Consider the following 23864-nt stretch of genomic DNA (forward strand, 5'->3'; position numbering starts at 1 on the left):
TCACGACGGCCGTCAGGCGGCGGTGCGGACGAAGAGCGCGGTGCCGCGCGGGACGGTGCCGTCGGACGTGGGGGAGGTGCGGGTGCCGAGGCGGCGGAAGCCGCACTTCTCGGCGACCCGGAGCGATGCGGTGTTCGCCTCGTCGGCCTCCAGCAGCAGCCGGGTCAGGGCGAGGTCGCGGAAGGCCCAGGCGGTGACGAGGCGGACGGCGCGCGGGGCGATGCCGCGGCGGCGGTGGGCCGGGAAGACCGTGTAGGCGATCGAGGCCACGTCAACGGCCTACGGGGCGGCTCGATGGGCACGGAACGGGGCACGGTGGGTGTCCTCTCGTTGCGGCCGCGCGGGACTTGGCAGACACGGCCTACGGCTCGACCAGGATGACGTCCAGGGTGCGGGGGCCGTGGACGCCTTCGACGCGGTCGAGTTCGATGTCGCTGGTGGCGGAGGGGCCGGAGATCCAGGTGAGGGGGCGGGTGGGGTCGAGTCGGGGGAGGGCTTGGGGGAGGGAGGCGACGATTTGGCGGGGGGTGTGGACGACGCAGATGTGGTGGTCGGGGACGAGTGTGAGGATGCGGCGTCCTTGGTCGGGGCTTGCGTCGAGGACGAGGGTGCCGGTTTCGGCGATGGCGAGGGCGCAGCCGGTGATGACGGTGTCGATGGTGTCGAGTTGGGTTGCGGTGAGGTGGTTGTGGTCGGTGGTGGTGGTGATGTCGGTGGCGTGGGTCAGCCATGGTTCGGGCAGGCCGGGGGGGAGGACTGCGGTGCGGGTGTGGTGTGTGGTGAGGAGTTGGGCGATGGTGTGGGGGAGTTGGTCGGTGGTGGTGCGGTGGACGTGGGCGCGGTAGTCGGTCATGTGGGTGGCGAGGAGGTCGGTGAGGGTGGTGGGGTCGTCGTCGGGGACGTGGGCGTTGAGGTAGTCGCGGGGGATGCGGCTGGTGTCGGGGGCGCCGGTGGCGCCGGTGGCGCCGGGGGTGCGGGGGACGTCGGCGAGCGCGGCGCGGATACGGCCGAGGATGATGTCCCGGCTGGACGGGGTCGGCTGTGTCATCGCGGGGTGTCCTCGCTGTGGTCCGTGTCGTGCTTCGGCTCGTCGGCTGCGCTGCCCGTGCCCGTGCCCGTGCCCGTGCCCGTGCCCGCGCCCTGGCCCGGGTGCGGGGCGTTCGCGGCGCCGCGGTTCTTCTTCCAGCTCGCGCGGAAGGACGCCGCCCCGACCTCGGGCAGGTCGCGCGCGTCGCTCCACGCCTTCGCCGGCCCGGGCAGCGGCAGCTTCGCCGGGTGCAGCCGCCGGGTGGTGGACGCGGCGCGTTCGGCCGCCGCCAGCGCCGCCGGGTGGTCCAGCAGCCAGGTCGCCGCCTTCATCGCGGTCCGCTCCGCGCGGTGCCCGTCCTTCTGGTCGGCGACGCGTTCGCGGAGGTGGACGAGGATTTCGGGGATGTTGATGGCGACGGGGCAGACGTCGTAGCAGGCGCCGCAGAGGGTGGAGGCGTAGGGGAGGGAGGCGTCGAGGGGGGTGGTGGTGCCGCGTAGTTGGGGGGTGAGGATGGCGCCGATGGGGCCGGGGTAGGGGGAGCCGTAGGCGTGGCCGCCGGCGCGTTCGTAGACGGGGCAGACGTTGAGGCAGGCGGAGCAGCGGATGCAGCGGAGGGTTTGGCGTCCGGTGGGGTCGGCGAGGGTGTCGGTGCGGCCGTTGTCGAGGAGGATGAGGTGGAAGTTCGTGGGGCCGTCGTGGGGTGTGGTGCCGGTCCACATGGTGGTGTAGGGGTTCATGCGTTCGGCGGTGGAGGAGCGGGGGAGGGTTTGGAGGAGGGTGTCGAGGTCGTGGAAGGTGGGGATGGTTTTTTCGATGCCGACGATGGAGATGAGGGTGTCGGGGAGGGTGAGGCACATGCGGCCGTTGCCTTCGGATTCGACGACGACGAGGGTGCCGGTTTCGGCGATCATGAAGTTGGCGCCGGAGATGGCGATTTTGGTGGTGAGGAATTTTTCGCGGAGGTGGAGGCGGGCGGCTTCGGCGAGGTCGGTGGGGTTGTCGGTGAGGTGGTGGGGTGCGGGGCGGCCCCAGTCGGCCATGTGCTGGGTGAAGATGTCGCGGATTTCGGTGCGGTTTTTGTGGATGGCGGGGACGAGGATGTGGGAGGGGCGGTCGTCGGCGAGTTGGACGATGAGTTCGGCGAGGTCGGTTTCGTAGGCGTGGATGCCGTGGTGGGCGAGGGCTTCGTTGAGGCCGGTTTCCTGGGTGGCCATGGATTTGACTTTGACGACTTCGGTTTCGCCGGTGGCTTTGATGATGTCGGTGGTGATGCGGTTGGCTTCGTGGGCGTCGGTGGCCCAGTGGACGGTGCCGCCGGCTTGGGTGACGGCTGCTTCGAGTTGGAGGAGGTAGTGGTCGAGGTGGTGGAGGGTGTGGTCTTTGACGGCGGCGCCGGTTTCGCGGAGTTGGGGCCAGTCGGGGAGTTCGCTGACGGCGGTGGCGCGTTTGGCGCGGATGGTGTGGGTGGCGTGGGTGAGGTTCGCCCGCAGCTGGGTGTCCTTCGTCGACACCCGCGCGGCCTGCGGGAACGTCGGCATGCCCAGGTCCGTACGGCTCATGACCGGCTCCTTGCCGCGCTGGAGGCGGCTGCTGTGGTGACTGAGGTGGCTGAGGTGGCTGCGGCGGGGGCCGGGGGCGGCGTGAACGGCTCGTCCTCGGTGGACGCGAGGATCTCCGCGATGTGGACGGTGCGCAGCGGCGAGCGGTCCCGACGGAGGATGCCGTCGATGTGCGTCAGGCAGGAGTTGTCCGCGGCGCACAGCACCCCGGCGCCGGTGTCGAGGGCGTGCCGGACCTTGTCCTGGCCCATGGCGACGGACACGTCCGGGTTCTTGACGGCGAAGGTGCCGCCGAAGCCGCAGCACTCCTCGGCGCCCTCCAACTCCCTCAGTTGAAGCCCCTTGACGGCCTGGAGCAGCCTGCGCGGGCGTTCGCCCAGTCCGAGCATGCGCAGGCCGTGGCAGGTGGGATGGTAGGTGACGGTGTGCGGGAAGTACGCGCCCACGTCCGTCACCTGGAGCACATCCACCAGGAACTCGGTGAGTTCCAGCGTGCGGTGCTGCAACGACGCGGCGGCGTCGGCCAGTTCGCTGCCGCGCCCCTCGGCGAGCGCCTTGGCGCCGATCCGCGGGTAGTTGTCGCGCACCATGGCCGCGCAGGAGCCGGACGGCGTGACCACGTAGTCGTAGCCGTCGAAGGCGCGGGCCATCCGGCGGACCAGCGGCTCGGTCTCGCGCCGGTAGCCGGTGTTGAACTGCGGCTGGCCGCAGCAGGTCTGGGCCTCGGGGAAGTCCACCTCGACGCCCAGCCGCTCCAGCAGCCTCACGGTGGCCCATCCGGTGTCGGGGTACAGCGCGTCATTGACGCAGGTGACGAAGAGTGCGACCCGCATGCGGCTCCTTCGGGGTATGCGGTGTGCGGTGCGGTGGTCGTGCGGTGCGGTGGTCCACGGCCGCCCCGGGCGGCGGCCGTACGGTACGGCGGGTTCGGTACGCCCGGGGGCTGGGGCAACTAGGCGCGAACGAAGGGGCGTTGGCGCTCAGCCCAGGCCGACCCGCGCGCCCGCGGCGGCCCAGGCGCGGGGATCGCCGCTCGGCCGGTAGTGCCGCAGATGCTGTGTGTCGGCCACCAGCCGGCGCATGGCGGCATGGTCGGCGACGAGCCCGTGCGCGCGGGCCTGCACCAGGATGTTGCCGAGCGCGGTCGCCTCGGTCGGCCCGGCCACGACCGGCAACCCCGTGGCGTCCGCGGTGAGTTGGCACAGCAGGTCGTTGCGGCTGCCGCCCCCGACCAGGTGCACCACGTCGAGGTCGCGGCCGGACAGCTCGGCCGCGGTGCGCAGCGCCACCCGGTGCGCCAGCGCCAGGCTCTCCAGGATGCAGCGCACCATGGCGCCCTGGTCGTCCGGCGGGCGCTGACCGGTGCGCGCGCAGTACGCGGTGATCCGCGCGGGCATGTCGCCGGGCGCCAGGAACTCCGGCGCGTTCGGGTCGACCAGCGCGGCGAACGGCGGCGCCTCGGCGGCCATCGCCAGCAGCGGCGCGAGGTCGCTCGGCAGGCCCTCGGCCGCCCAGGTGCGCAGCGTCTCCGACAGCAGCCACAGCCCCATGATGTTGCGCAGGAAGCGGAACGTGCCGTCGATGCCGCGCTCGTTGGTGAAGTTCGCCGCGCGCGACGCCTCGGTGACGACCGGCCGGTCCAGTTCCAGGCCGGCCAGCGACCAGGTGCCGCAGGAGACGTAGCCGAAGCCGGGCCGGTCGGCGGGCACCGCGGCCACCGCGGACGCCGTGTCGTGGGAGGCGACGGTGACCACCGGGGTGCCCTCGGCCAGCCCCGTCGCCCGCACCACCTCGGGCAGCAACTCCCCGGCCACCTCGCCCGGTTGGCGGATCGCCGGGAGCAGCCCCGGCTCGATGCCGAGCCGCCCGAGCAGGTCGGCAGACCAGGTGCCGGTGGCCGCGTCCAGCAGGGCGGTGGTGGAGGCGTTGGTCAGCTCGGCGCCGACCGTGCCGGTCAGCCAGTGCACCATCAGGTCCGGGACCAGCAGCAGCGTACGGGCGGCGGCCAGTTGGGCGCTGCCGCGCGCCGCGCCGAGCTGGAAGACGGTGTTGAACGGCAGGTGCTGCAACCCCGTGACCCGGTACAGCTCCGGCGCGGGCACGCTCCGCCACACCTGGGGCACCGCGGCCTGCGTCCGGTCGTCGCGGTAGTGGTACGGATTGCCCAGCAGCCGGCCGTCGGCGTCCAGCAGGCCGTAGTCCACCGCCCAGGAGTCGACCCCGACCGACGCGACGCCGCCGGCCCGCGCGGCCTCGCGCAGCCCGTCCAGCACCCCCTGGTACAGGCTCAGTACGTCCCAGTGCAGGCTGCCGCCGGCCTGGACCGGGCGGTTGGGGAAGCGGTGCGCCTCGCTCAGGTCGAGGTTGGCCGGGCCGACCCGGCCGACCATGACGCGGCCGCTGGTGGCCCCGAGGTCGGCGGCGGCGAACGCGGACGGGAAGGCGGAGGAGGGGCTGCGGGGCACGGCGGTTACCTCGGTCGGTACGGCTCGGGTGCGGCCAGGGACGGCGTGGCGCCGTACACCGCACGGGAGGTGGCGGGAAGCGGGCGGCGGTAGGGGATGGCGGGCGGCGGTAGGGGGGAGGGAGAAGCGGGCGGCGGGAACGGGCGGCGGTGGCGGAGGTGGATCGGCGGGCGCGGCTCAGCGCAGGAACGCCGCCGCGACACCCGCGTCCACCGGCACGTGCAGGCCCGTGGTGTGCGTGAGGTCGCCGCCGGTCAGCGCGAACACCGCGTTGGCCACGTGCTCGGGCAGCACCTCCCGCTTCAGCAGGGTCCGCTGGGCGTAGAACTCGCCGAGCTCGGACTCCTCGACGCCGTAGACCGCGGCGCGCTGCGCGCCCCAGCCGCCCGCGAAGATGCCCGAGCCGCGGACCACGCCGTCGGGGTTGATGCCGTTGACGCGGATGCCGTGCCCGCCCAACTCGGCGGCCAGCAGGCGCACCTGGTGGGCCTGGTCGGCCTTGGTCGCGGAGTAGGCGATGTTGTTGGGGCCGGCGAACACCGCGTTCTTCGACGCGATGTACACGATGTCGCCGCCCATGCCCTGCTCGGTCATCACGCGGGCGGCCTCGCGCGAGACCAGGAACGAGCCGCGCGCCATGATGTCGTGCTGGAGGTCCCAGTCCTTCGCGGTGGTCTCCAGCAGCGGCTTGGAGATCGAGATGCCCGCGTTGTTGACCACCAGGTCCACCCCGCCGAAGGCGAGCAGCGCCTGCGCGAAGGACGCCGCGATCTGCTCCTCGGAGGTCACGTCGACCGTGACCGCGACCGCCTTGTCCGGACCGCCCAACTCCTCGGCGACCGCTGCCGCGTTGGCCTTGTCGAGGTCCGCGACGACCACGCACGCGCCCTCGGCGACCAGCCGGTGCGCGATGGCCTTGCCGATACCCGAGCCGGCGCCGGTGACCAGCGCGATACGGGTGGCCAGCGGCTTGGGCGCGGGCATCCGCCGCAGCTTGGCCTCCTCCAGCTCCCAGTACTCGATGCGGAACTTCTCCGCCTCCTCGATCGGCCGGTACGTCGAGACCGCCTCGGCGCCGCGCATCACGTTGATGGCGTTGACGTAGAACTCGCCCGCCACGCGCGCGGTCTGCTTGTCCTTGCCGTAGGAGAACATGCCGACGCCCGGCACCAGGACGATCGCCGGGTCGGCGCCGCGCATCGCGGGGGAGTCCGGTGCGGCGTGCCGCTCGTAGTAGGCGGCGTACTCCGCCCGGTACGCCGCGTGCAGCTCCTTCAGCCGGGCCTTGACGTCCGCCAGGGGCGCGGTCGGCGGCAGGTCCAGGACCAGCGGGCGGACCTTGGTGCGCAGGAAGTGGTCGGGGCAGGAGGTGCCCAGCGCCGCCAGCCGGGGGTGCTCGGCGCGGGCGAGGAAGTCCAGCACCTCGTCGGTGTCGGTGAAGTGGCCGACCTGCGGCCGGTCGGCGGAGGCCAGGCCGCGCAGCAGCGGCGCGAGTTCGGCCGCGCGGGAGCGCCGCTGCCCGGCCGGCAGCGGCCCGTAGCCGTCCAGCAGCGGGCCGAACGGCTCGGCCTTGCCGCGCTGGGCGAGGAACGTCTCGGCGGTGCGGATGATGTGCAGCGAGTTGCGCTCGCACTCCTCGCTGGTCTCCCCCCACGCGGTGATGCCGTGGCCGCCCAGCACGCAGCCGATCGCCTTGGGGTTCTCCCGCTTCACCGCGGCGATGTCCAGGCCGAGTTGGAAGCCCGGGCGGCGCCAGGGCACCCACACCACGGTGTCGCCGAAGCACTCCTTCGTCAGGGCCTCGCCGTCGGCCGCGCAGGCCAGCGCGATCCCGGAGTCCGGGTGCAGGTGGTCCACATGGGCGGCGTCCACCAGGCCGTGCATCGCGGTGTCGATCGACGGGGCCGCGCCGCCCTTGCCGTGCAGGCAGTAGTCGAACGCGGCGACCATCTCGTCCTCCCGCGCGACCCCCGGGTAGACCTCGGTGAGCGCGCGCAGGCGGTCCAACCGCAGGACGGCCAGGCCCGGTTCGCGCAGCGTGCCGAGGTCGCCGCCGGAGCCCTTGACCCACATCAGCTCGGTGTCGGCGCCGGTCACCGGGTCCGGGGAGGTGCCCTTCGCGGAGGTGTTGCCGCCCGCGTAGTTGGTGTTGCGGGGATCGGCGCCCAGTCGGTTGGAACGCTCGAGGAGTGCGGCTGCCTCGGGAGGGAGGGTCATGACGGTCGTCTTCCTTCGCTGAAGGGCGGGTGGCGTGGCAGGTCGGGCGGAGGGGTCGGGGGAGCGGCTTGGCGCGGGAGCAGCGGGCGCGGGCCGGGCACGGACGTTGCGCACCGCGCCCGGCGGAGGGACTACGCGCCCCAGCCGGCCTGGGTGCCGCCGACGCGCTCCTCGACGATCCGCTGCTGGTAGCCGGTAGCACGGTAGGCCGCCAGCGGGTCGGGGTCGAGCCCCTGCTCCTGGCGCACCTCGGCGAGCAGCGGCCGGACGTCCGTGTTGTACGCGTCCATCAGCACCGCGTTGGCGCCGAGCACGTCGCCCGCCGCCTGGGCGGCACCCAGCGCGTCGAGGTCGACGAGCAGCGCCTTGGCGGTGGCCTCCTGGACGTTCATCACCGAGCGGATGACGGCGGGGATCTTGCCCTCGATGTTGTGGCACTGGTCGAGCAGGAATGCCACCCCCGCCTCGGGCGCGAAGCCGCCGTTCCTGGCGACCTCGTGCAGGATGCGGAAGAGCTGGAACGGGTCGGCCGCGCCCGCCATCAGGTCGTCGTCGGCGTAGAAGCGGGAGTTGAAGTCGAAGCCGCCCAACTTCCCCTGGCGCAGCAGGAAGGCGACGATGAACTCGATGTTGGTGCCCGGCGCGTGGTGGCCGGTGTCCACCACGACCTGCGCCCGCTCGCCGAGGGTGAGGCAGTGCGCGTAGGAGGTGCCCCAGTCCGGCACGTCGGTGGTGTAGAAGGACGGCTCGAACAGCTTGTACTCCAGCAGCAGCCGCTGCTGGTCGCCGAGGCGCGCGTACACCTCGGCGAGCGCTTCGGCCAGCCGGTCCTGGCGGGCGGTGATGTCGTCCTGGCCCGGGTAGTTGGTGCCGTCGGCGAACCACAGCTTCAGGTCGCGCGAACCGGTCGCGTCCATGATGTCGACGCAGGCCAGCAGGTGGTCGATCGCCTTGCGGCGCACCTTCGGGTCCGGGTTGGCGACCGAGCCGAGCCGGTAGGCGTCGTCCTGGAAGACATTGGCGTTCACCGCGCCGAGCCGCAGGCCCCGCTCCTTCGCGTGGCGGGCCAGCGCCGCGTAGTCGTCCACCGCGTCCCACGGGATGTGCAGCGAGACCACCGGGGCCGCCCCGGTGGCCGCGTGCACCTGCGCGGCGTCGTCGAGCTTCTCGAACGGGTCGCGGGGCACGCCCGGTTCGGCGAACACCTTGAACCGGGTGCCGGAGTTGCCGTAGCCCCATGAGGGGGTCTCGATCACCTGCGCCCGCAGCGCCGCTTTCACCGCCGACAGCTCAGGCATGGGCGACCCTCCGTTGACGGTTTGAAATGAATCGATTCACGGCACGAAGATAGGTCCGCCCCGGAGCGCTGTCAAGGTATCGAGTAACCGTTCTACGGCAGGTGGAATCAGCCTCGGGGCGGCCGCATCGCGCCCCGCGCCGAGGCGTGTGGTACACGGGAGAGGCGATTTTCGATGAATCATTTCACGCCCCGGAACGCAAGGGCGGCGCGCCGCCGCCCCGGGCCTCGCCCTGCCCAGCGGCTTGACCCTCACGCGGCGTGAGGGGGCATCGTCGGGGGCGTGGAAGAGCACCTGGGCGCAGGACACCTGACCGTGGGGCGCGTGGCCGAACTGGCCGGCGTGAGCGTGCGGACCCTGCACCACTACGACGAGATCGGCCTGGTGGTGCCCTCGGCGCGGACCGCCGCCGGGTACCGCGCCTACGCGGCCGGTGACGTGGAACGGCTGCGCGAGGTGCTCGCCTACCGGCGGCTGGGCTTCGGACTGCGCGAGATCGCCGATCTCGTCGACGACCCGGCCACCGACGCGGTCGCGCACCTGCGCCGGCTGCGCGGCCTGCTGCTGGAGCAGCGCGACCGCGCCGCGGCCATGGTGACGGCCATCGACCGGGAACTCCAGGCGCGCGCCATGGGCATCGCGACCACACCTGAGGAGCAACTCGAAGTGTTCGGAGCACAGTTGTACGACGTCATCGGGTCCGCCTACCCGGCCACCCGCCGTACCGAGCCGCGCATCGCGGCCCGCGTGTGGGAGGCGCTCGGCGACGCGCGGACCGTCCTGAACGTCGGAGCCGGCACCGGGTCGTACGAACCGCCGGACCGCGAGGTCACCGCCGTGGAGCCGTCGGCGGTGATGCGGGCGCAGCGTCCGGCCGGCGCCGCGCCGTGCGTGGCCGCCGCCGCGGAGCACCTGCCGTTCCCCGACGGCGCCTTCGACGCCGCGATGGCCTTCAGCACGGTGCACCACTGGCGGGACCCGATCGCGGGCCTGCGTGAGATGCGGCGGGTGGCGCGCCGGGTGGTGGTCTTCACGTACGACGCGAGCGACCCGGGCCGCCGGGAGCGGTTCTGGCTCACCCGCGACTACCTGCCCGAGTTCGCCGACCTGCTGGTGGACTGGCCCTCGCTGGCCGACCTGACCCGCGCGATCGGCGGCCGCGCGGAGCCGGTGCTCGTGCCGTGGGACTGCGCGGACGGCTTCTTCGAGGCGTACTGGCGGCGGCCCGAGGCGTATCTCGACGAGCACGTGCGCCGGGCGGTGTCGGTGTGGACGCGGGTCGGCCCGCAGGCCGAGCGCCGTGCGGTGCGGGCGCTGCGCGACGACCTCGGCTCGGGGCGCTGGGCCGAGCGCAACCGGGACCTGGTGGCCCTGGACGCGGCCGAGTTGGGCCTGCGGCTGCTGGTGGCGTGAGTCAGCGCGGAAGGGCGGCGGAGTAGCAGCTCGGGTGCCGGGCGGCGGGGGCGGTGAGGCACAGGCGGACGGGGATGCCGGGGCCGGGGAGGGCGACGAGCGGGGTGTAGACGAAGGGGTCGCTGTCGCGGGCGTGGCGCACGGTCATCCGCTGGACGGGGTGGCCGCTGACCGCCAGGCGCACCGCGGTGCCCGGGGCGACGTTCCACAGCCGGGCCCAGGCGGCGCGGCACAGCGGGTTGTAGCGGATCTCGGCACCGGCGCCGGCCGGGGTCTGCGTCTGGAGCAGCGTCTCGGGCCCGACCCCGCACAGCATGGTGCCCGGGTCGCGCCCGTCGCACGCGGAGGACGTACAGCCGACGTGGAAGGTGGTGGCCGAGGGAGTGGCGGGGTCGGCCGCCGCCTTCGCGGGCTGTGCCCGCAGCACCACCGCGGTCACCCCGGAGCCGAGCGCGGCGGACACCACCACCGTCAGCAGCAGCCGGGGTCCGCCCGGCCGCGCCACCCGCCGGCACGGCGCCGGGCCGAGTTCCGCGGGCAGCGCTTTCCAACGGGCCATGTCCGGCCTCCCCCATTCCCCACGACGCCTGACGCCCAGCGGGATACTACCGACCCGGGCGCTCCGGTTCGCCGTTCACGGGCCGAACAGGCGGGCTGACCAGGGCCGTTGGGGCGCCTGAGACGTACGGTGCCGACGGGGCCGGCGGGGTGCGGGCCGTACCAGGCACACGAATGTCAGCCGTGGCACTTCAGGGCGACCAGCAGCGTGTCGGCCGGCTGCGCCTCCAAGTGGCCGTAGAAGTCCCGCACGTACCGCTCCCCGGTCGCCAGGTGCGGGCAGGACTCCTCGCCGGCGCAGCTGCTGTGCCGCGGATGGCGGCCGTCCTCGATCCACCAGCCGTCAAGGGTGAGCAGGTCGGGCTGCCAGCGGGCGCGCAGGCGGAAGGCGGCGAGGTCCAGCAGGCCGCGCGGGCCGCCCGCGCACCGGCCGGGCGGGCTCGGCAGGGGCGTCCCGTCGTACCCGTCGTCGTCATGGATCAGCCGGGGGTCGTCCGCGTGCCCGGGCAGCGCTGTGAACCCGGTGCCGTCACTGCCGCCGCGGACCGTCCACTCGTCCCAGATCCCGCGCCACCGCGGCACCTCCCCCAGCCGGAACGGTGCCAGCGCCACCCCGATCGCCCCGCGCAGGTCCCCGGCTGCCGCCGCCGGCAGGCACACCACGACCCGGATACCCGCCACCACCGCCACCCCCAGCTCCCTCGCCGACCCGGTCGCCGCCCAACCTACCGCGCCGCTACGGCACCTGGTGTGCTCGGACCGGCGGCGGAGTCGGTGCGGCCGACGTGGTCGTCGAGGAAGTCGAAGAACCGCTGTGCGGCAAGCGACCGGGCCATCGGCTCGCAGTGCCCGGCAGCCCCTTCGGCCTCGGTGAACCGGACGTGCGCCTTCTCGCCGCGGAGCATGTCGTACAGCCGCCTCGGCTGGCCGGCGAAGTACCCCTCCTGATCGGGATCGGCGATCAGTACCGGCGTCGTGATCCGCGCGGCGAGTTCCGGGGTGATCTCGTAGCGGTCCGCCTCGAGGAACGTGTCGTAGAAGCTGGGGCAGCCGTACGGCCCGGCCCGCCAGGTGAACATCAGCCTGACGTCTTCCGGGAGGCGTGCGATCGCGGCGTTGAAGGCGTCACGGTCACCGGCCGCGAGAAGCTCCCTCGGCTCGGGCGGCAGCGCGGCATGCCACGCCTCGGACACCTTGACCACACCGTCGTCGATGACCGCGGCCTTGAACCGGTGCTCGAACGCCAGGGCGCGCGGGGCCCAGTACCCGCCCTGGCTGACGGCGTAGAGGGCGAGCCGCTCCGGGTCCACCCCCGGCAGCCGCAGCGCCGCGTCGACGACCGGCGTGACGACGTGCTCCCAGTCCGGCCGGAAGGGGACGCCTCGCTCGAACAGCATGCGCTGCTGGCCGGGCCCGTCGAAGACCACGACGTTGTACCCGCGTACGGACGCCTCGGTGCCGTAGCCGGGCCACAGGTAACTCGCCGCGCCGTCGGCGCCGTTGACCATCACCAGCGTCGGCTTGGACCCTTCGCCGGGTGCGGCGAAGTACCAGCCGGGCATCGTGGTGCCCTCGTACGGGATCTCCAGCGGCTCGGGCGGGTTGTCCAGGAGGCCGAGGTACCGCTCCCAGCAGTGGCGGTACGCGGCGAACGTCCGCGACCGGGTCTCGTCCGGTTCCGCGCACGCGTCGGCCACCAGGACGCACGCCGCGTAGTAGGTCGCGGCGCGCAGGAGCGCGTTGCGCCCGCTCACCCGGTGGCCGCGGTGCACGCAGTCGTCACCGATCGCGGCGACGCGTGCGGCGGTGGCCTCCCACGCGCGTGCCCACGAGGCGAGGTCGCCGTCGGTGACGCGGTCGATCGTCGTCAGCGTCTCGCCGGTGTCCGCCGCGCCGGTGTACACCCGCCCGAGCATCGCCCGGGTCATCGAGTTCATCCGGGCGTCCGCGAAAAAGGTGGAACGCGTACCTGTCGCTGTGCTCATGCTCGTTGCCGTTCTCGTAGTGGCTCGGGCCCCGCGCGGCGCGATCCGAACGAATAAGAGAGGAATCCCTCTCTTACGAGCGTAGGGCGGCTCGATAAGGAATGCAAACCTCCTCTAGACTGGTGGGATGCCCCTGCCTGCCACCGAGCCGCCCCGCGGGCGCCGGCGCGGCCCCGAACTGGAAGCCGCGCTGCTGGACGCGGCCTGGGACGAGCTGACCCAGGCCGGCTTCGCGAAACTCACCATGGAGTCCGTCGCGGCCCGCGCCGGTACCGGGATATCCGTGCTGTACCGCCGCTGGGCCAACAAGGACGAGCTCGTGCTCGCCGCGCTCAGGCACTACCGGGACACCCACCCCGTCGACATCCCCGACACCGGCTCCCTGCGCGGTGACCTGCTGGCCGCACTGAGCGTCATGGGCGAGGCCCGCGCCGGCTTCTTCGCCCTTGCCTCGGCCACGGCCTTCTCCGGACTCCTGGCCAGCACCGGGCTCACTCCCGCCCAGGTGCGCGACCGGATCTTCGGCGACCGGCGGCCGCTGCTCACCCAGGACCTCTACCAGCGCGCACACGACCGCGGTGAGATCGACCTCGAACGGATTCCCTCCGCGGTGCTCGCCATGCCGTTCGACCTGGTGCGCAACGACCTGCTGCTGGACCCCGAACCCCTTCGGCCCGCACGCATCCGGTCGATCGTCGACGACCTGTTCCTGCCCCTGGTCCACCTGCACAACAGCGGCGGGGCGGGTGCCGCGCAGGCCGCCTGGACGTCATGAGGCGCCGGCCGGCCTACCAGGGCACGGTCTGGCCCGAGCGGTCCAGATACGCCAGACCGGGCGTGCCCAGTTGGGACAGCAGGACGTCCACGAGCAGCGGGGCGCTCTCCTCGACGGTGTAGGGAGCGCCCGGCCCGCCGAGCGCGGTGCGGACCCAGCCCGGTGCCAGGAGGGCGAAACCGCGCTGGGTCGCGGCCTGCCGGACGGCGAAGCTGCGCATGAACATGTTCAAGGCCGCTTTGCTTCCCCGGTAGACCTCGCGGCCGGCCGTCGTGTTGTTCGTGATGCTGCCCTGCCCGGACGACATCGCCCCGATCAGGCCAGTGGGGGACACCAGGTCCTCGAGCGCCTCGATGACGCGCATGGGGCTGAGGGCGTTGGTGATCATCACCTCCACGAAATCGTCCGCCGCCACCTCGCCGATGGGCGTCTCCTCGTTGTTCGTGGTGCCGGCGTTGACGAAGAGCAGGTCAAGCCGTCGGTCCGCAAGACGCGCGCGCAGGGGCGCGAGGTGGTCGGGCTCGTTGATGTCGAGGTACTCGACGGTGACGCGGCCCTCGGCCCGGTCTGCGAGATCGTGCAGGAGCGTTCGCGCCGAGGCGTCGCGGACCGTGCCGATGACGTTCCACCCGCGGCCGAGGAATTCGGCCGCCATGGCGTGGCCGAGGCCGCGCGAGGCCCCGACGATGAGGGCGGTCGGCATGTGCTGCGGGGTGTCAGTCGATGACATCCAGCGTCATCTCCGTTCTGTTGTGTGGCGAGCTCACTTCGTGCGTCCTTGATCGAGGCCGCCTCGGGGCGGCACCGGTGTCCAGCACTGCTGTGGCTCTTCAGCGGTACGCGACAAGTCTGCTCAGTGCCCTGCCGAAGGCGTGATCCAGAGCGGCCGATTTGTAGGATTTGTGCCATGGCCGGTACCTCAATGCGTGAATCCATCGCAATCCAGTCCGATGACGTGCGTATCGTTCGCGCACTCCAGGTCGCTCCGAGAGCCTCCTTCGCCTCGATGGCAGTGGCGCTCGGCCTCACCGAGGGCACCGTCAGGCGCCGGTATCGGCGCCTGCACGCCGACGGCGTCATCCGCGTCGTCGGCGTCGTCAATCCGGGCGCGCTGGGGCAGAGCAGATGGCTGGTACGCCTGCGCTGCCGGCCCGGCAGCGCAGCGGCGATCGCGGGCGCCCTCGCCAAGCGGGACGACGTCAACTGGGTGGCTCTGGGCGCGGCCGGCTCCGAAGTCACCTGCGCGACGCAGTCACGGGACCAGGCGCAGCGGGAAGAACTCCTCGGCCGGCGGCTGCCGCGCACAGCGGCGGTACTCGACATCAACGCCTTCGCGATGCTCCGCCAGTTCATGGGAGGCCGCGGCCACTACTGGGCCGCGCTCCAGGGCACGCTGACGCCTCAGGAGGAAGCGGTGCTCGGAGGCGACCTCCCTCCGTTCACCGAGTCTCCGGCCGTCACGGACGCCCCCGCAGACCTCACCGCCGAGGACGAGAAGGTCCTCGACGTGCTCACCGCGGACGGCCGGGCCAGTCTCGTCGACCTCGCCGCAGCGGCGGACTCCACCCCGGGTCGGGTATCCCGCCGCCTGCGCGTCCTGCTCCTGCAAGGCGTCGTCCACATCGACGTCGAGATCGCCCCGGCAGCCCTGGGCTATCACGCACGGGCCAACCTGTGGCTGCGCGTGCACCCGGCAGAGGTGAAGAAGGCCGGACGCGCGCTGGCCCGAGAACCCGAGATCGCCTTCGCCGCGGCCATCTCCGGCCCGTACAACATCCATGCCGTCGCCCACTGCCGCAACCTCGACGAACTCTTCGAGTTCACGTCGGAGCGCATCGGCGGCCTGCCTGGCCTGCAGAGCATGGAAGTCTCACCTGTCCTACGGCATGTCAAGCAAGCAGGCACGCTGCTGTCCGGCGATCGCCTCGTCGGGCCGACCGGCCCGAGGGCGACGTGAGATGACCTGGCCGACGCCCCGCGCCCCCGTGGCAGGTCGTGCGCGACGCGGTGGGGCGCGGGCCAGGCGAGGAGAAGGTGCGCCTCGGCGGCCGTTCACCCGTAGCGCTCCGCGCGGGCGGCGAGGGCGAGGACGCGGTGGGCGCCGGCCACCACTGCCGGGTCGACGAACCGCCCGTCGGGCAGGGCGAGCGCGCCGGGGTGGGCGGCGGCCGCGGCCACGATCTCGCGGGCGGCGGCCACTTCGTCGGGTGGGGGCAGGAAGGCGCGGGCTATCACCGGGAGTTGGCGGGGGTGGAGAGCGGTGCGGCCGAGGAAGCCGAGGTCCCGGCCGCGGCGGCAGGACGCGGCGAGGCCGTCGAGGTCGCGCACGTCCGGATACGCGGACTGGGCGGGCGGCGCGAGCCCGGCCGCGCGGGCGGCCACCACCGTGCGCACCCGCGGCCAGGCGAGCGCGTCCTCCCCGGCCACGCCGAGATCGGCGCGCAGGTCGGCCTCGCCCAGCGCCAGGCCGCGCACCGCCGGGTCGGCGGTGGCCACGGCGAAGGCGTTCTCCACGCCGAGCGCCGACTCCAGCAGCGGGTAGAGGCCGGGCAGCCGGGCCGCGCTCCCGGCCACCTCGCCGTACCGCCGCCGTACGGCCGCCACGTCGCCGGGCCCGCCGACCTTCGGCAGCCGCAGCCCGTCCAGGCCCGGCCGCCCGGCGAGCGCCGCCAGGTCCGCCGCGCACAGCGGGCTGCCGAGGGCGTTGAGCCGGACATGCACCCGGGGCGGGCCCGGCCGCGGAGCGGTGAGCAGTTCCGCGGTGGCGGCCCGGGCGTACGCCTTGCGGGCGGGGCCGACGGCGTCCTCCAGGTCCACCACGACCACGTCCGCGCCCGAGCGCAGCGCCTTCGCGACCACCTCGGGCCGGTCCCCGGGGGCGTAGAGCCAGGTCAGGAGGAGGCCGTCGTCGGGTTCCGGCGCCGCCACGGCCACCCGCGCCGCGCCAAGTCCCGCGGTCACAGCGCGCCCTGCGCCCGCAGCGCGGCGATCTCCCGGGAGTCCAGGCCGAGTTCGGCCAGTACGGCGTCGGTGTCCGCGCCGTGCGGGCGGCCGGTCCAGCGGATCGTGCCGGGGGTGCCGGAGAGCCGGAAGAGCACGTTCTGCATCCGTATCGGCCCCAACTCCGCGTCGTCCACCGACGCTACGGTGCCCAGCGCGTCGTACTGCGGGTCGGCGAGCACGTCGCGCACGTCGTAGACCGGCGCGACCGCGGCCTGCGCGGCCTCGAACGCCGCGACCACCTCGGCCCGTTCGTGCGCGGCGATCCAGCCGCCGACCGCCGCGTCGATCTCGTCGGCGTGTGCGGCCCGTCCGGCGCCGGTGCCGAACCAGGGCTCCGCCGCCAACTCCGGCCGCCCCACCAGCCGTACCACCCGCTCCGCGACCGACTGCGCGGAGGAGGACACCGCCAGCCACGCGCCGTCGGCGGTCCGATAGGTGTTGCGCGGCGCGTTGTTGGTGGACCGGTTGCCCATCCTCGGCTGCACATAGCCGAGTTGGTCGTACCAGATCAGCTGCGGGCCGAGCACCGCGAGCATCGGCTCGATGATCGCCAGGTCCACCACCTGGCCCGCGCCCGTGCGCTCCCGGCCGGTCAGCGCGGCCAGCACCGCGTACGCGGCGGCCAGCCCGGCCACGGCGTCGGCGAGGCCGAACGGCGGCAGCGTGGGCGGGCCCTGCGGCTCGCCGGTCGCCGACGCGAAGCCGCTCATCGCCTCGGCGAGGGTGCCGAAGCCCGGCCGCCGGGCGTACGGTCCGAACTGCCCGAAGGCCGTCACCCGTGCCAGCACCAGCCGCGGGTTCGCCGCCGACAGCCGCTCCCAGCCCAGGCCCCAGCGCTCCAGCGTGCCCGGGCGGAAGTTCTCGATCACCACGTCCGCGGACGCGGCGAGCCGCAGCAGCACGTCCCGGCCGCCGGGGGTGGACAGGTCCAGGGTCATGGTGCGCTTGTTGCGGCCGAGGTGCTTCCACCACAGGCCCACCCCGTCCTTGCTCGGGCCGTGGCCGCGGGAGGGGTCGGGCCGCCGCGGGTGCTCCACCTTGACGACGTCGGCGCCGAAGTCGCCCAGCAGGGTGGCCGCACTCGGCCCGGCGAAGAGCGTGGCCAGGTCCAGGACCCGTATGCCCGTCAACGGACCGCAGGGCAGCGGTGGTTCGGCCGCGGCGGCGGTGGACGGCGCCGGCCTGGGCGGCGGTACGGGGGCGGCCGCGGGTACGGCCGGGTGCGCGGCGGGGGGACGGGGGAGTCGGGGGTGGTCCATGGAAATCACCTCGGCTTCGTTCACCGTGCTTCGGCGGCCGGCGGGTTCGCCCGGCCGCCGATCCTCACTCGTGGGGTACGCGGCTCGTGGGTGGCGGTTCATGGGTAGCGGTTCGTGGGTGGCGGTTCGCGGCCGCGCAAGCTCATGGGCGGGTACGGCCGCCGCCCGCCCGCGCGTCGATCTCCGCGCGCACCGGCATCGACGACGACGCGCCCTCGCGTTCGACCGACAGCGCGGACGCCGCCGTCGCCCACGCCAACGCGTCCCGCACCGGCCGCCCTTCGCCGAGCGCGACCGCCAGCGCGCCGACGAACGTGTCACCGGCCGCGGTGGTGTCCACCGCCTTCGCGGGCAGCGCGGCCACCGCCAGCGGCTCCCGGCCGCGCGCGGCGTACAGGCAGCCCGCCGCGCCCAGCGTCACCACCACCTCGGGCACCGCGTCGAGCAGCGCGCGGGCCGCCGACCGCGGGTCACCGCGGCCGGTGAGCGCGGCGGCCTCGTGCTCATTGGGTACCAACAGGCCGGTCACCGCGAGGAGTTCGTCCGGCAGCGGCTGGGCGGGCGCGGGTGTGAGCACCGTCCGCACGCCGTGCCGGTGCGCGGCCCGCGCACCCGCCAGCACACCGGCCAGCGGCAGTTCGAGCTGGAGCAGCAGCGCACCGGCCGCCGCGACCACCTCCTCGTCGCCCGCGGCCAGCCCCGTGACGGTGCCGTTCGCGCCCGGCACCACCACGATCGCGTTGTGGCCCTCGCCGTCCACCACGATGTGCGCGATGCCGCTCGGGCCGGGCACCGTGCGCAGCGCGGCGGTGTCCACCCCGGCGCCGTCGAGCGCCGCGCGCAGCCGCGGCCCGAAGTCGTCGTCGCCCACCGCGCCCACGAACGCCACCACGCCGCCCGCCCGCGCGGCCGCGACCGCCTGGTTGGCGCCCTTCCCACCGGCCACGGTGCGGAACGTCTCGCCGGTGACGGTCTCGCCGCGGGCGGGCGCCACCCGCGTGTAGGCGACCAGGTCCATGTTGGCGCTGCCCATCACCACGATGCGGGCCCGCCCGCGGCTCCCGGGGCGTTCGGGCGGCTCCGGCCGCTCGGCCGGAACGATCGGATCGCTGCTCATCAGGTGCCTTCCTCGAAGTCGCCGGGTGCGGGTGCGCGGCGCTCCGGCGGGCCGGGGTGCGCCGCCGGTAGGACGAGCGTGACCGCCGGGCGCGTGCCGGTGGGGGAGGCGGGGCCGCCGGCGGGCGTGCGGCGCTCCGGCGGTGCCGGTGCGGGCGTGCGGCGCTCCGGTGGGGTCGGTGCGGGCGGCGGCAGGACGGCCACGGCGGCGGTACGGCGGGCGAGCGCGTCGAAGCCGATGCCGTCGAAACCGGCGACGGTGCTGGCCAGGCGGTTGTCCAGCGGCGCTGTCCAGGCGGCGGGCAGCGCGGCGGCCGAACCGGCGAGCAGCCCGGTCACCGAACCGGCCGTCGCCCCGTTGGAGTCGGTGTCCCAACCACCCGACACCACACGGCAGACGGCGCCGGTGAAGTCGCCGTCGGCGTGCGTGAGGGCCGCGGCGAGCAGCGCCGCGTTGGGCAGCACATGCACCCAGTGGTGGTGCCGGAAACGCCGGTGCAGCGCGTCCACGACCGCCTCGAAGCCCGCGACGGTGCCCGTCGGCTCGGCCCGGGCCAGGTCGATGCCGAGCCGTACCGCGCCGGCCAGCCGCGACTCCGGCGGCACCACCTGGAGCCCGGCGGCCAGGCACGCGTGCACGTCCGCGCCGCCCCCCGCCGCCCGCGCCACCACCGCGGCGGCGAACATCGCCCCGTACACGCCGTTCGCGCGGTGGCTGAGCACCGCGTCCCGCCACGCCTCGGCCGCCGCCGCGGCCGGGTCGCCCGGGCGGGTCCAGCCGAAGACGTCCGCGCGGATCAGGGCGCCGATCCACTCCCGGAACGGGTTGCGCCAGCTCGCGGTGCGCGGTGGCACCAGCCCCGCCAGCAGGTTCCGGTACGCGATCCGCTCGGCGGTGAACGTACGGCCCGCGGGCAGCTCGTCCAGCCACAGCCGCGCCACGTCCGCCGTGCCGAAGCCGTGGCCGTGCCGCTCCAGCAGCATCAGGTTCAGCAGCGGGTAGTCCAGGTCGTCGTCCTCGGGCATCCCGTCGATGTTCTCGGCGAGCGACGTGGCGCGGCTGCGGCGGTTCCACGGGTGGCGGGCGGCGAGCGCCGGGTCCAGGCCCACCGCGGTGAAGTAGCCGCGCAGCGGCCAGTTCCCGGTGGACCGCGCGATCGCCCGGATACCCGCCAGCGGCAGCTTCTCCACCGGCTTGCCCAGCAGGCAGCCCGCCGCCCGGCCCGTCCAGCCCGCCTCCAGCCGCTCGGCGAGCCGCTCCGGGCAACCGGCCCAGGACGCGGCAGGCGGGCTGCCTGCCGCCGCCCGGATCTGCGCCCACTCCGTCGGCTCCCGATCGGCCAACGGCGAGGGCAGCGCCGCCAGTTCGTCCAGCAGCCGCGCCGCCAGCTCGCGCAGGCCCGGCGCCGCCGGCCCCGGCGACGCCCCCGCCCGCTCCGGCGCCGCAGCCCCGCCCGCCGCCGACCAGCGCTCCCGCAGCGCCGCCACCTCGCGGCCCTCCTGCGCGGACTGCCGCAGCTCGTGCCCGACCAGGTCCTCCACCTGCACCCACGTCAACCGCAGCGCCCCCGCGTCCGGCGTCATCGCGGGCCTGCCAGGTCGGCGAAGGCGGCTTCGTGGGCGCGGCGGCGGGCGGTGTCGCGCGCGAAGACCTCCCGGGTGACGGCGGCCAGGCCCGCGGCGGGGGCGTGCAGGTCGAGCCGGCTGGCGCGGGCGACCTGATCGGCCCAGGCGGCCGGTACGGCGGCGCAGCCGCCCAGGGCGCCGGCCAGCGCCCCGCACATCGTGGCGATGGAGTCGCAGTCGCGGCCGTAGTTGACGCAGCCGAGGACCGCGGGTTCGTACGCGCCCTGCGCCACCAGCAGCATGCCCAGGGCGATGGGCAGTTCCTCGATGGCGTGCAGGCGCGAGGGGCGGCGGGCGCCGAGCGACGGCTCGCGGTAGCGCGGCCCGACGGTGTCGAAGGGCGCGACCGCCTCCCGCAGGGGCCCCAGCGCCTCCTCCCAGTCGCCGAACCCCGCCGCCCGCTCGCACACCGCCGCTATCGCCGCCCGGGTGCCGTCCTTCGCCAGGCCGAGCGCGGCCTCGGCGACGGACGCGGCGGTGGCGCCGGGCAGGAAGGCCGCGGCCACGGCGGCGGCGAACACCCCCGCCGCCTCCCGCCCGTAGGAGGACTGGTGCGGCGCGGCGACCTCCAGCGCCTCGGCGTAGGCACCGGCCGGGTTGGCCGCGTTGACCGCGCCGACCGGCGCCATGTACATCGCGGCACCGCAGTTGACGATGTTGCCGACGCCCGCCTCGCGCGGGTCGACATGGCCGTAGTGCAGCCGCGCCACGATCCACTTCTCGGCGAGGAAGACCCGCTGGAGCGGCAGCGCCTCGGCCTCCAGCTCGGGAATCCAGCGCGGCGTGCCGATGAGGTCGGGCACCAGGTGGTCGGCGACGCTGTACGCGTCGAGGTGGTCGCGGACCTTCGCGTAGACCCGGACCAGCGCGTGCGTCATGAGGGTGTCGTCGGTGACGTGCCCGTCGCCCTTGTGGTACGGGGCGATCGGCCGCGCGGTGCGCCACTGCGCGTGGTAGGGGCCGACGACGCCCCGCACCCGCCCGCCGTGCCGCGCGGTGATCTGCTCGGGTGCCAGGCCCTCGACCGGGCCGCCCAGCGCGTCGCCGACCGCGGCGCCGACGAGGCAGCCGGTGACGCGGTCCTCAAGAGTGGGTGTCATGGTGTCCGGGTCCTTCCGTGCGGTCGGTGCGGTCGCTGCGGTCGGTGCGCGGGACGGGATACGGGGCGGGGCGCGGCCCGCGGGCGTACGGTGGCGGGCCCGGCGCGCCGTACCCGCCCGCGTCCCCGTCCCCGTCTCCGTACGGCGCCGGTCCCGACTCCGGCCCGGGGCCGGCCAGTTGCGCGGCCAGCCGCACCAGGTCGGTGCCCGCCAGCCGGGGCAGCGCACAGCCCGGCAGGGTCCGGCACGCCTCCCGCCAGGAGCCGGGCACCCCGGCACCGCCGCCGAGCGCGCCGGCCAGCGCCCCGGCCAGCGCGGGCGCGGAGTCCGCCACCCGCGACAGGCAGGCCGCCGCCGGGACCGCCTCGGCCACCGCGCCGTCGGCCGCCAGCACCAGGGCCAGCGCCACCGGCACGGTCTCCGCGGCGGCGATGCCGTAGCTGTACACGTGGTCCACGATCTGGTGCTCCAGCAGCGGGACCAGGCCGAACGCCCGCCCGCGGCCGCCGGGTCCGGCCGCGCGGGCGGCCCGGGCGAGCGCGACCGCGTGCTCGGCGTTGCGGGAGATCTCCGAACCGTCCGGCAGCTCGCGCAGCGCGGCCCGTACGCAGTCCGCGGCGCCCGCGCCGGCCAGCGCGAGGCAGACGGCCGCGGCCATCGCCCGGGCACCATGAACCCCGTCGCCGTCCTGCGTGTACCGGGCGTCGTACTCCGCGAGGTCCGCGGCGGCCGCCGGGTCGCCGGGGTGCACCACCGCCAGCACGCAGGCGCGCCCGCACGCCGCGTCGTCGAAGAAGTGCGGGTTGTCGTGGCCGGTGGCGGGCGGCCGCAGCCCGGTCGCGAGGTTGCCGAGCCCGGCCCGGACCGAGATCCGGGCGCGCAGCGGCACCACCGCGGACTCCACCTCCGACGCGCGCGCCGCCGCCGAGGAGATCTCCGCGGCCAGCGACATCCACGCCAGGTCCACCGCGGCCCGCACCCGGCGGTCGCGGCTGAGGTCGCTGAGCGGCGCGCCGCGCGCGGACAGCACCGACTCGGCGGTGAACGCCGCCCACTCCGCGTCGTCGGACGGCCCCAGCCGCAGGGGCTCCGGCGGCTGGTTGAGGGCGATCGGCACCGGCAGTGTCGTGGTGGCGTACTGCTCGGCGAACGTGTCCAGCTCGCGGGTCAGCCGCCGGGTCCACTCCGGCATCCGCGCGGCGCGGTGCCGGGCGGCGGGCCATCCGGCGGCGTCGCCCGCGGCCAGCCCCAGCAGCAGCCCCTCGACCCGGCCGCCGCGCCCGGTGTCCGCCCGGTCCAGGGACACCGGGGGCCGCGCGGCGCTCACGAGGCGACCCGGGCGGCAGGCGCGGGCCGCTGCCCGGGGAGCGGATCGGCGGGGGTGAGGAGGTCGGCGATGTCCCGCACGTGGTAGCCCGCCATGGCCGGCAGGCAGCTGCCGGTCACCGGCCCGATCGCCGCCGACCAGCGCGCGGGGATCGCGCCGAGGCCGCCGACCGAGCCGGCCAGCGCCCCGGCCAGCGCCGCCGTGGTGTCGGCGTCGCGGCCCATGTTGACCGCGGTGAGCACCGAGCCGGTGAACTCGCCGTCGGCCAGCGCGAACGCGCCGAACGCCAGGCCCACCGCCTCCGGCGCCAGGTCCGTCCACGGGTAGCCGCCGATCACGACGGCCGAGCGCAGCGCCCGCTCCCGGTCGAGCACGCTCAGCGCCGGATCGCGCCGGACCCGGCGCGCCACGGTCACCGCCCGCCGCAGCGAGCGTGCCGTCCAGGAGTCCTCGGGCACCACCGACAGCGCGGCGGTGATCACCGCCGCGCAGTCCCCGCCCGACATGGCCGCGGCCACCCCGGCGGCGACGGCCTGGCCGCCGTAGATCCCCTCGCCCTCGTGGCTGACGGTGCCGTCGATCGCGACCAGCCGCGCGGCCTCGGCGGGCCGCCCCGCCGCGTGGACGCCGTACGGGGTCGCGCGCATCGCCAGGCCGTCGCTCCAGGCGTGGCGGTGCTGCGCGGTGATGGGCGAGGCCAGGCCGCGGCGCAGGTTCTCCAGGGTGCCGCGCTCGCTGAACCCGGCGCCGCGGAAGGGGCCCTCGTCGCGGTCGGCGATCCACACGTGCCAGGCCGCCTCCACGTCGCGGGCGGTGAGCGCGGCGCCGTAGTGGACGAGGAGCAGGGCGGACAGGATCGCGTACTCGGTGTCGTCGGTGCCGGCCGGGTCGTCGCGGACGAAGTCCTCGATCCGGCCCCAGCGGCGCCGGATCTGCGACGGCTTCATGTTCTCGGCGGGCGCCCCGAGGGCGTCGCCGACGGCCAGCCCGGTCAGCGCGCCGCGCGCGTGGTCACGGGGGCTGAGGGGCGCGGGGCGGGGGTCGGGGGCGTGGGGGGCGTCGGAACCGCTGGAGGGGGCGGGAGTTGTGCTCATGGGTGCCGCTTCCTGGTGAGGTCCTGCCGGTGGTGCGGG

21 protein-coding genes are annotated in these 23864 nt (G+C 74.7%); 3 read left to right on the forward strand and 18 right to left on the reverse strand.

The window, feature by feature from the left end:
- Positions 1–12: 12 nt before the first annotated feature.
- From AC3ERT_RS01240 to rhaI, 7 genes are all read right to left on the reverse strand, one after another.
- Positions 13–270: a GNAT family N-acetyltransferase gene (locus tag AC3ERT_RS01240; RefSeq protein WP_435172258.1), complete on the reverse strand. Its 258-nt coding sequence runs from the start codon at positions 268–270 to the stop codon at positions 13–15.
- Positions 271–361: 91 nt separating this feature from the next.
- Positions 362–1048 (reverse strand): LutC/YkgG family protein, encoded by a 687-nt coding sequence (locus AC3ERT_RS01245; RefSeq protein WP_435172260.1) that lies wholly within the window; start codon positions 1046–1048, stop codon positions 362–364.
- Positions 1045–2589, reverse strand: a complete 1545-nt coding sequence (locus tag AC3ERT_RS01250; protein WP_435172262.1) for a lactate utilization protein B — start codon at positions 2587–2589, stop codon at positions 1045–1047. The genes AC3ERT_RS01245 and AC3ERT_RS01250 overlap by 4 nt, the downstream gene beginning before the upstream one ends.
- Positions 2586–3422, reverse strand: a complete 837-nt coding sequence (locus AC3ERT_RS01255; protein WP_435172263.1) for a (Fe-S)-binding protein — start codon at positions 3420–3422, stop codon at positions 2586–2588. Before AC3ERT_RS01255 ends, AC3ERT_RS01250 begins: the two co-directional genes overlap by 4 nt.
- Positions 3423–3569: 147 nt before the next feature.
- Complete coding sequence (locus AC3ERT_RS01260; protein ID WP_435172336.1) at positions 3570–4979, reverse strand: rhamnulokinase; 1410 nt, start codon at positions 4977–4979, stop codon at positions 3570–3572.
- 252 nt (positions 4980–5231) lie between these two features.
- A complete protein-coding gene (locus AC3ERT_RS01265) occupies positions 5232–7271 on the reverse strand; it encodes a bifunctional aldolase/short-chain dehydrogenase (protein WP_435172264.1) in 2040 nt (679 codons plus the stop codon).
- A 131-nt stretch (positions 7272–7402) separates the two neighbouring features.
- Positions 7403–8569: an L-rhamnose isomerase gene (rhaI, locus tag AC3ERT_RS01270; protein ID WP_335972957.1), complete on the reverse strand. Its 1167-nt coding sequence runs from the start codon at positions 8567–8569 to the stop codon at positions 7403–7405.
- A 324-nt stretch (positions 8570–8893) separates the two neighbouring features.
- Here rhaI and AC3ERT_RS01275 point away from each other — a divergent pair, with 324 nt between their 5' ends.
- Positions 8894–9982, forward strand: a complete 1089-nt coding sequence (locus tag AC3ERT_RS01275) for a MerR family transcriptional regulator (RefSeq protein WP_335973105.1) — start codon at positions 8894–8896, stop codon at positions 9980–9982.
- Between the two features lies 1 nt (position 9983).
- On the opposite strand, the gene AC3ERT_RS01280 is transcribed toward AC3ERT_RS01275, so the two are convergent.
- From AC3ERT_RS01280 to AC3ERT_RS01290, 3 genes are all read right to left on the reverse strand, one after another.
- Positions 9984–10541 carry a DUF2690 domain-containing protein gene (locus AC3ERT_RS01280; RefSeq protein WP_435172265.1) on the reverse strand — a complete coding sequence of 186 codons (558 nt, stop codon included), beginning with the start codon at positions 10539–10541 and terminating at the stop codon, positions 9984–9986.
- Between the two features lie 176 nt (positions 10542–10717).
- Complete coding sequence (locus AC3ERT_RS01285; RefSeq protein WP_335972948.1) at positions 10718–11230, reverse strand: hypothetical protein; 513 nt, start codon at positions 11228–11230, stop codon at positions 10718–10720.
- Between the two features lie 35 nt (positions 11231–11265).
- Positions 11266–12525, reverse strand: coding sequence for an alpha/beta hydrolase family protein (locus AC3ERT_RS01290; RefSeq protein ID WP_435172266.1), 1260 nt, complete (start codon positions 12523–12525; stop codon positions 11266–11268).
- 127 nt (positions 12526–12652) lie between these two features.
- On the opposite strand from AC3ERT_RS01290, the gene AC3ERT_RS01295 reads away from it, so the two are divergent.
- Positions 12653–13300, forward strand: a complete 648-nt coding sequence (locus AC3ERT_RS01295; RefSeq protein ID WP_435172267.1) for a TetR/AcrR family transcriptional regulator — start codon at positions 12653–12655, stop codon at positions 13298–13300.
- 13 nt (positions 13301–13313) lie between these two features.
- Here the strand turns inward: AC3ERT_RS01295 and AC3ERT_RS01300 are convergent, their stop codons facing one another.
- On the reverse strand, positions 13314–14030 hold the full coding sequence (locus AC3ERT_RS01300; protein WP_435172268.1) for an SDR family NAD(P)-dependent oxidoreductase: 717 nt from the start codon (positions 14028–14030) through the stop codon (positions 13314–13316).
- 177 nt (positions 14031–14207) lie between these two features.
- On the opposite strand from AC3ERT_RS01300, the gene AC3ERT_RS01305 reads away from it, so the two are divergent.
- Entirely contained in the window at positions 14208–15257 is a 1050-nt protein-coding gene (locus tag AC3ERT_RS01305; protein ID WP_435172269.1) for an Lrp/AsnC family transcriptional regulator, read from the forward strand.
- 95 nt (positions 15258–15352) lie between these two features.
- Here AC3ERT_RS01305 and AC3ERT_RS01310 read toward each other — a convergent pair whose 3' ends face one another.
- The 7 genes from AC3ERT_RS01310 to AC3ERT_RS01340 all read right to left on the reverse strand — a co-directional run bounded on the left by AC3ERT_RS01310 (position 15353) and on the right by AC3ERT_RS01340 (position 23825).
- Positions 15353–16228 (reverse strand): HpcH/HpaI aldolase/citrate lyase family protein, encoded by an 876-nt coding sequence (locus AC3ERT_RS01310; RefSeq protein WP_435172337.1) that lies wholly within the window; start codon positions 16226–16228, stop codon positions 15353–15355.
- 29 nt (positions 16229–16257) lie between these two features.
- Positions 16258–17562, reverse strand: a complete 1305-nt coding sequence (locus AC3ERT_RS01315; RefSeq protein WP_435172270.1) for a CaiB/BaiF CoA transferase family protein — start codon at positions 17560–17562, stop codon at positions 16258–16260.
- A 142-nt stretch (positions 17563–17704) separates the two neighbouring features.
- Positions 17705–18679, reverse strand: a complete 975-nt coding sequence (locus AC3ERT_RS01320) for a ribokinase (protein ID WP_435172271.1) — start codon at positions 18677–18679, stop codon at positions 17705–17707.
- On the reverse strand, positions 18679–20262 hold the full coding sequence (locus AC3ERT_RS01325; RefSeq protein WP_435172272.1) for an ADP-ribosylglycohydrolase family protein: 1584 nt from the start codon (positions 20260–20262) through the stop codon (positions 18679–18681). Before AC3ERT_RS01325 ends, AC3ERT_RS01320 begins: the two co-directional genes overlap by 1 nt.
- Positions 20259–21404: an ADP-ribosylglycohydrolase family protein gene (locus tag AC3ERT_RS01330; RefSeq protein WP_435172273.1), complete on the reverse strand. Its 1146-nt coding sequence runs from the start codon at positions 21402–21404 to the stop codon at positions 20259–20261. The genes AC3ERT_RS01325 and AC3ERT_RS01330 overlap by 4 nt, the downstream gene beginning before the upstream one ends.
- Positions 21388–22731 (reverse strand): ADP-ribosylglycohydrolase family protein, encoded by a 1344-nt coding sequence (locus AC3ERT_RS01335; protein ID WP_435172274.1) that lies wholly within the window; start codon positions 22729–22731, stop codon positions 21388–21390. The genes AC3ERT_RS01330 and AC3ERT_RS01335 overlap by 17 nt, the downstream gene beginning before the upstream one ends.
- The gene (locus AC3ERT_RS01340) at positions 22728–23825 is read right to left on the reverse strand and encodes an ADP-ribosylglycohydrolase family protein (protein WP_435133337.1); all 1098 of its coding nucleotides are present in this window, start codon (positions 23823–23825) and stop codon (positions 22728–22730) included. The genes AC3ERT_RS01335 and AC3ERT_RS01340 overlap by 4 nt, the downstream gene beginning before the upstream one ends.
- Positions 23826–23864 lie beyond the last annotated feature (39 nt).

It is taken from the genome of Actinacidiphila sp. bgisy145 (genome assembly GCF_057708125.1).

Excerpts from the sequence above, each read along its gene's own strand:
- AC3ERT_RS01245 (WP_435172260.1), bottom strand. The coding sequence starts at position 1,048 with ATGACACAGCCGACCCCGTCCAGCCGGGACATCATCCTCGGCCGTATC.
- AC3ERT_RS01290 (WP_435172266.1), bottom strand. The coding sequence starts at position 12,525 with ATGAGCACAGCGACAGGTACGCGTTCCACCTTTTTCGCGGACGCCCGG.
- AC3ERT_RS01330 (WP_435172273.1), bottom strand. The coding sequence starts at position 21,404 with ATGACACCCACTCTTGAGGACCGCGTCACCGGCTGCCTCGTCGGCGCC.
- AC3ERT_RS01325 (WP_435172272.1), bottom strand. The coding sequence starts at position 20,262 with ATGACGCCGGACGCGGGGGCGCTGCGGTTGACGTGGGTGCAGGTGGAG.
- AC3ERT_RS01315 (WP_435172270.1), bottom strand. The coding sequence starts at position 17,562 with ATGGACCACCCCCGACTCCCCCGTCCCCCCGCCGCGCACCCGGCCGTA.
- AC3ERT_RS01255 (WP_435172263.1), bottom strand. The coding sequence starts at position 3,422 with ATGCGGGTCGCACTCTTCGTCACCTGCGTCAATGACGCGCTGTACCCC.
- AC3ERT_RS01340 (WP_435133337.1), bottom strand. The coding sequence starts at position 23,825 with ATGAGCACAACTCCCGCCCCCTCCAGCGGTTCCGACGCCCCCCACGCC.
- AC3ERT_RS01300 (WP_435172268.1), bottom strand. The coding sequence starts at position 14,030 with ATGTCATCGACTGACACCCCGCAGCACATGCCGACCGCCCTCATCGTC.
- AC3ERT_RS01305 (WP_435172269.1), top strand. The coding sequence starts at position 14,208 with ATGGCCGGTACCTCAATGCGTGAATCCATCGCAATCCAGTCCGATGAC.
- rhaI (WP_335972957.1), bottom strand. The coding sequence starts at position 8,569 with ATGCCTGAGCTGTCGGCGGTGAAAGCGGCGCTGCGGGCGCAGGTGATC.
- AC3ERT_RS01250 (WP_435172262.1), bottom strand. The coding sequence starts at position 2,589 with ATGAGCCGTACGGACCTGGGCATGCCGACGTTCCCGCAGGCCGCGCGG.
- AC3ERT_RS01295 (WP_435172267.1), top strand. The coding sequence starts at position 12,653 with ATGCCCCTGCCTGCCACCGAGCCGCCCCGCGGGCGCCGGCGCGGCCCC.
- AC3ERT_RS01265 (WP_435172264.1), bottom strand. The coding sequence starts at position 7,271 with ATGACCCTCCCTCCCGAGGCAGCCGCACTCCTCGAGCGTTCCAACCGA.
- AC3ERT_RS01260 (WP_435172336.1), bottom strand. The coding sequence starts at position 4,979 with ATGGTCGGCCGGGTCGGCCCGGCCAACCTCGACCTGAGCGAGGCGCAC.
- AC3ERT_RS01280 (WP_435172265.1), bottom strand. The coding sequence starts at position 10,541 with ATGGCCCGTTGGAAAGCGCTGCCCGCGGAACTCGGCCCGGCGCCGTGC.
- AC3ERT_RS01320 (WP_435172271.1), bottom strand. The coding sequence starts at position 18,679 with ATGAGCAGCGATCCGATCGTTCCGGCCGAGCGGCCGGAGCCGCCCGAA.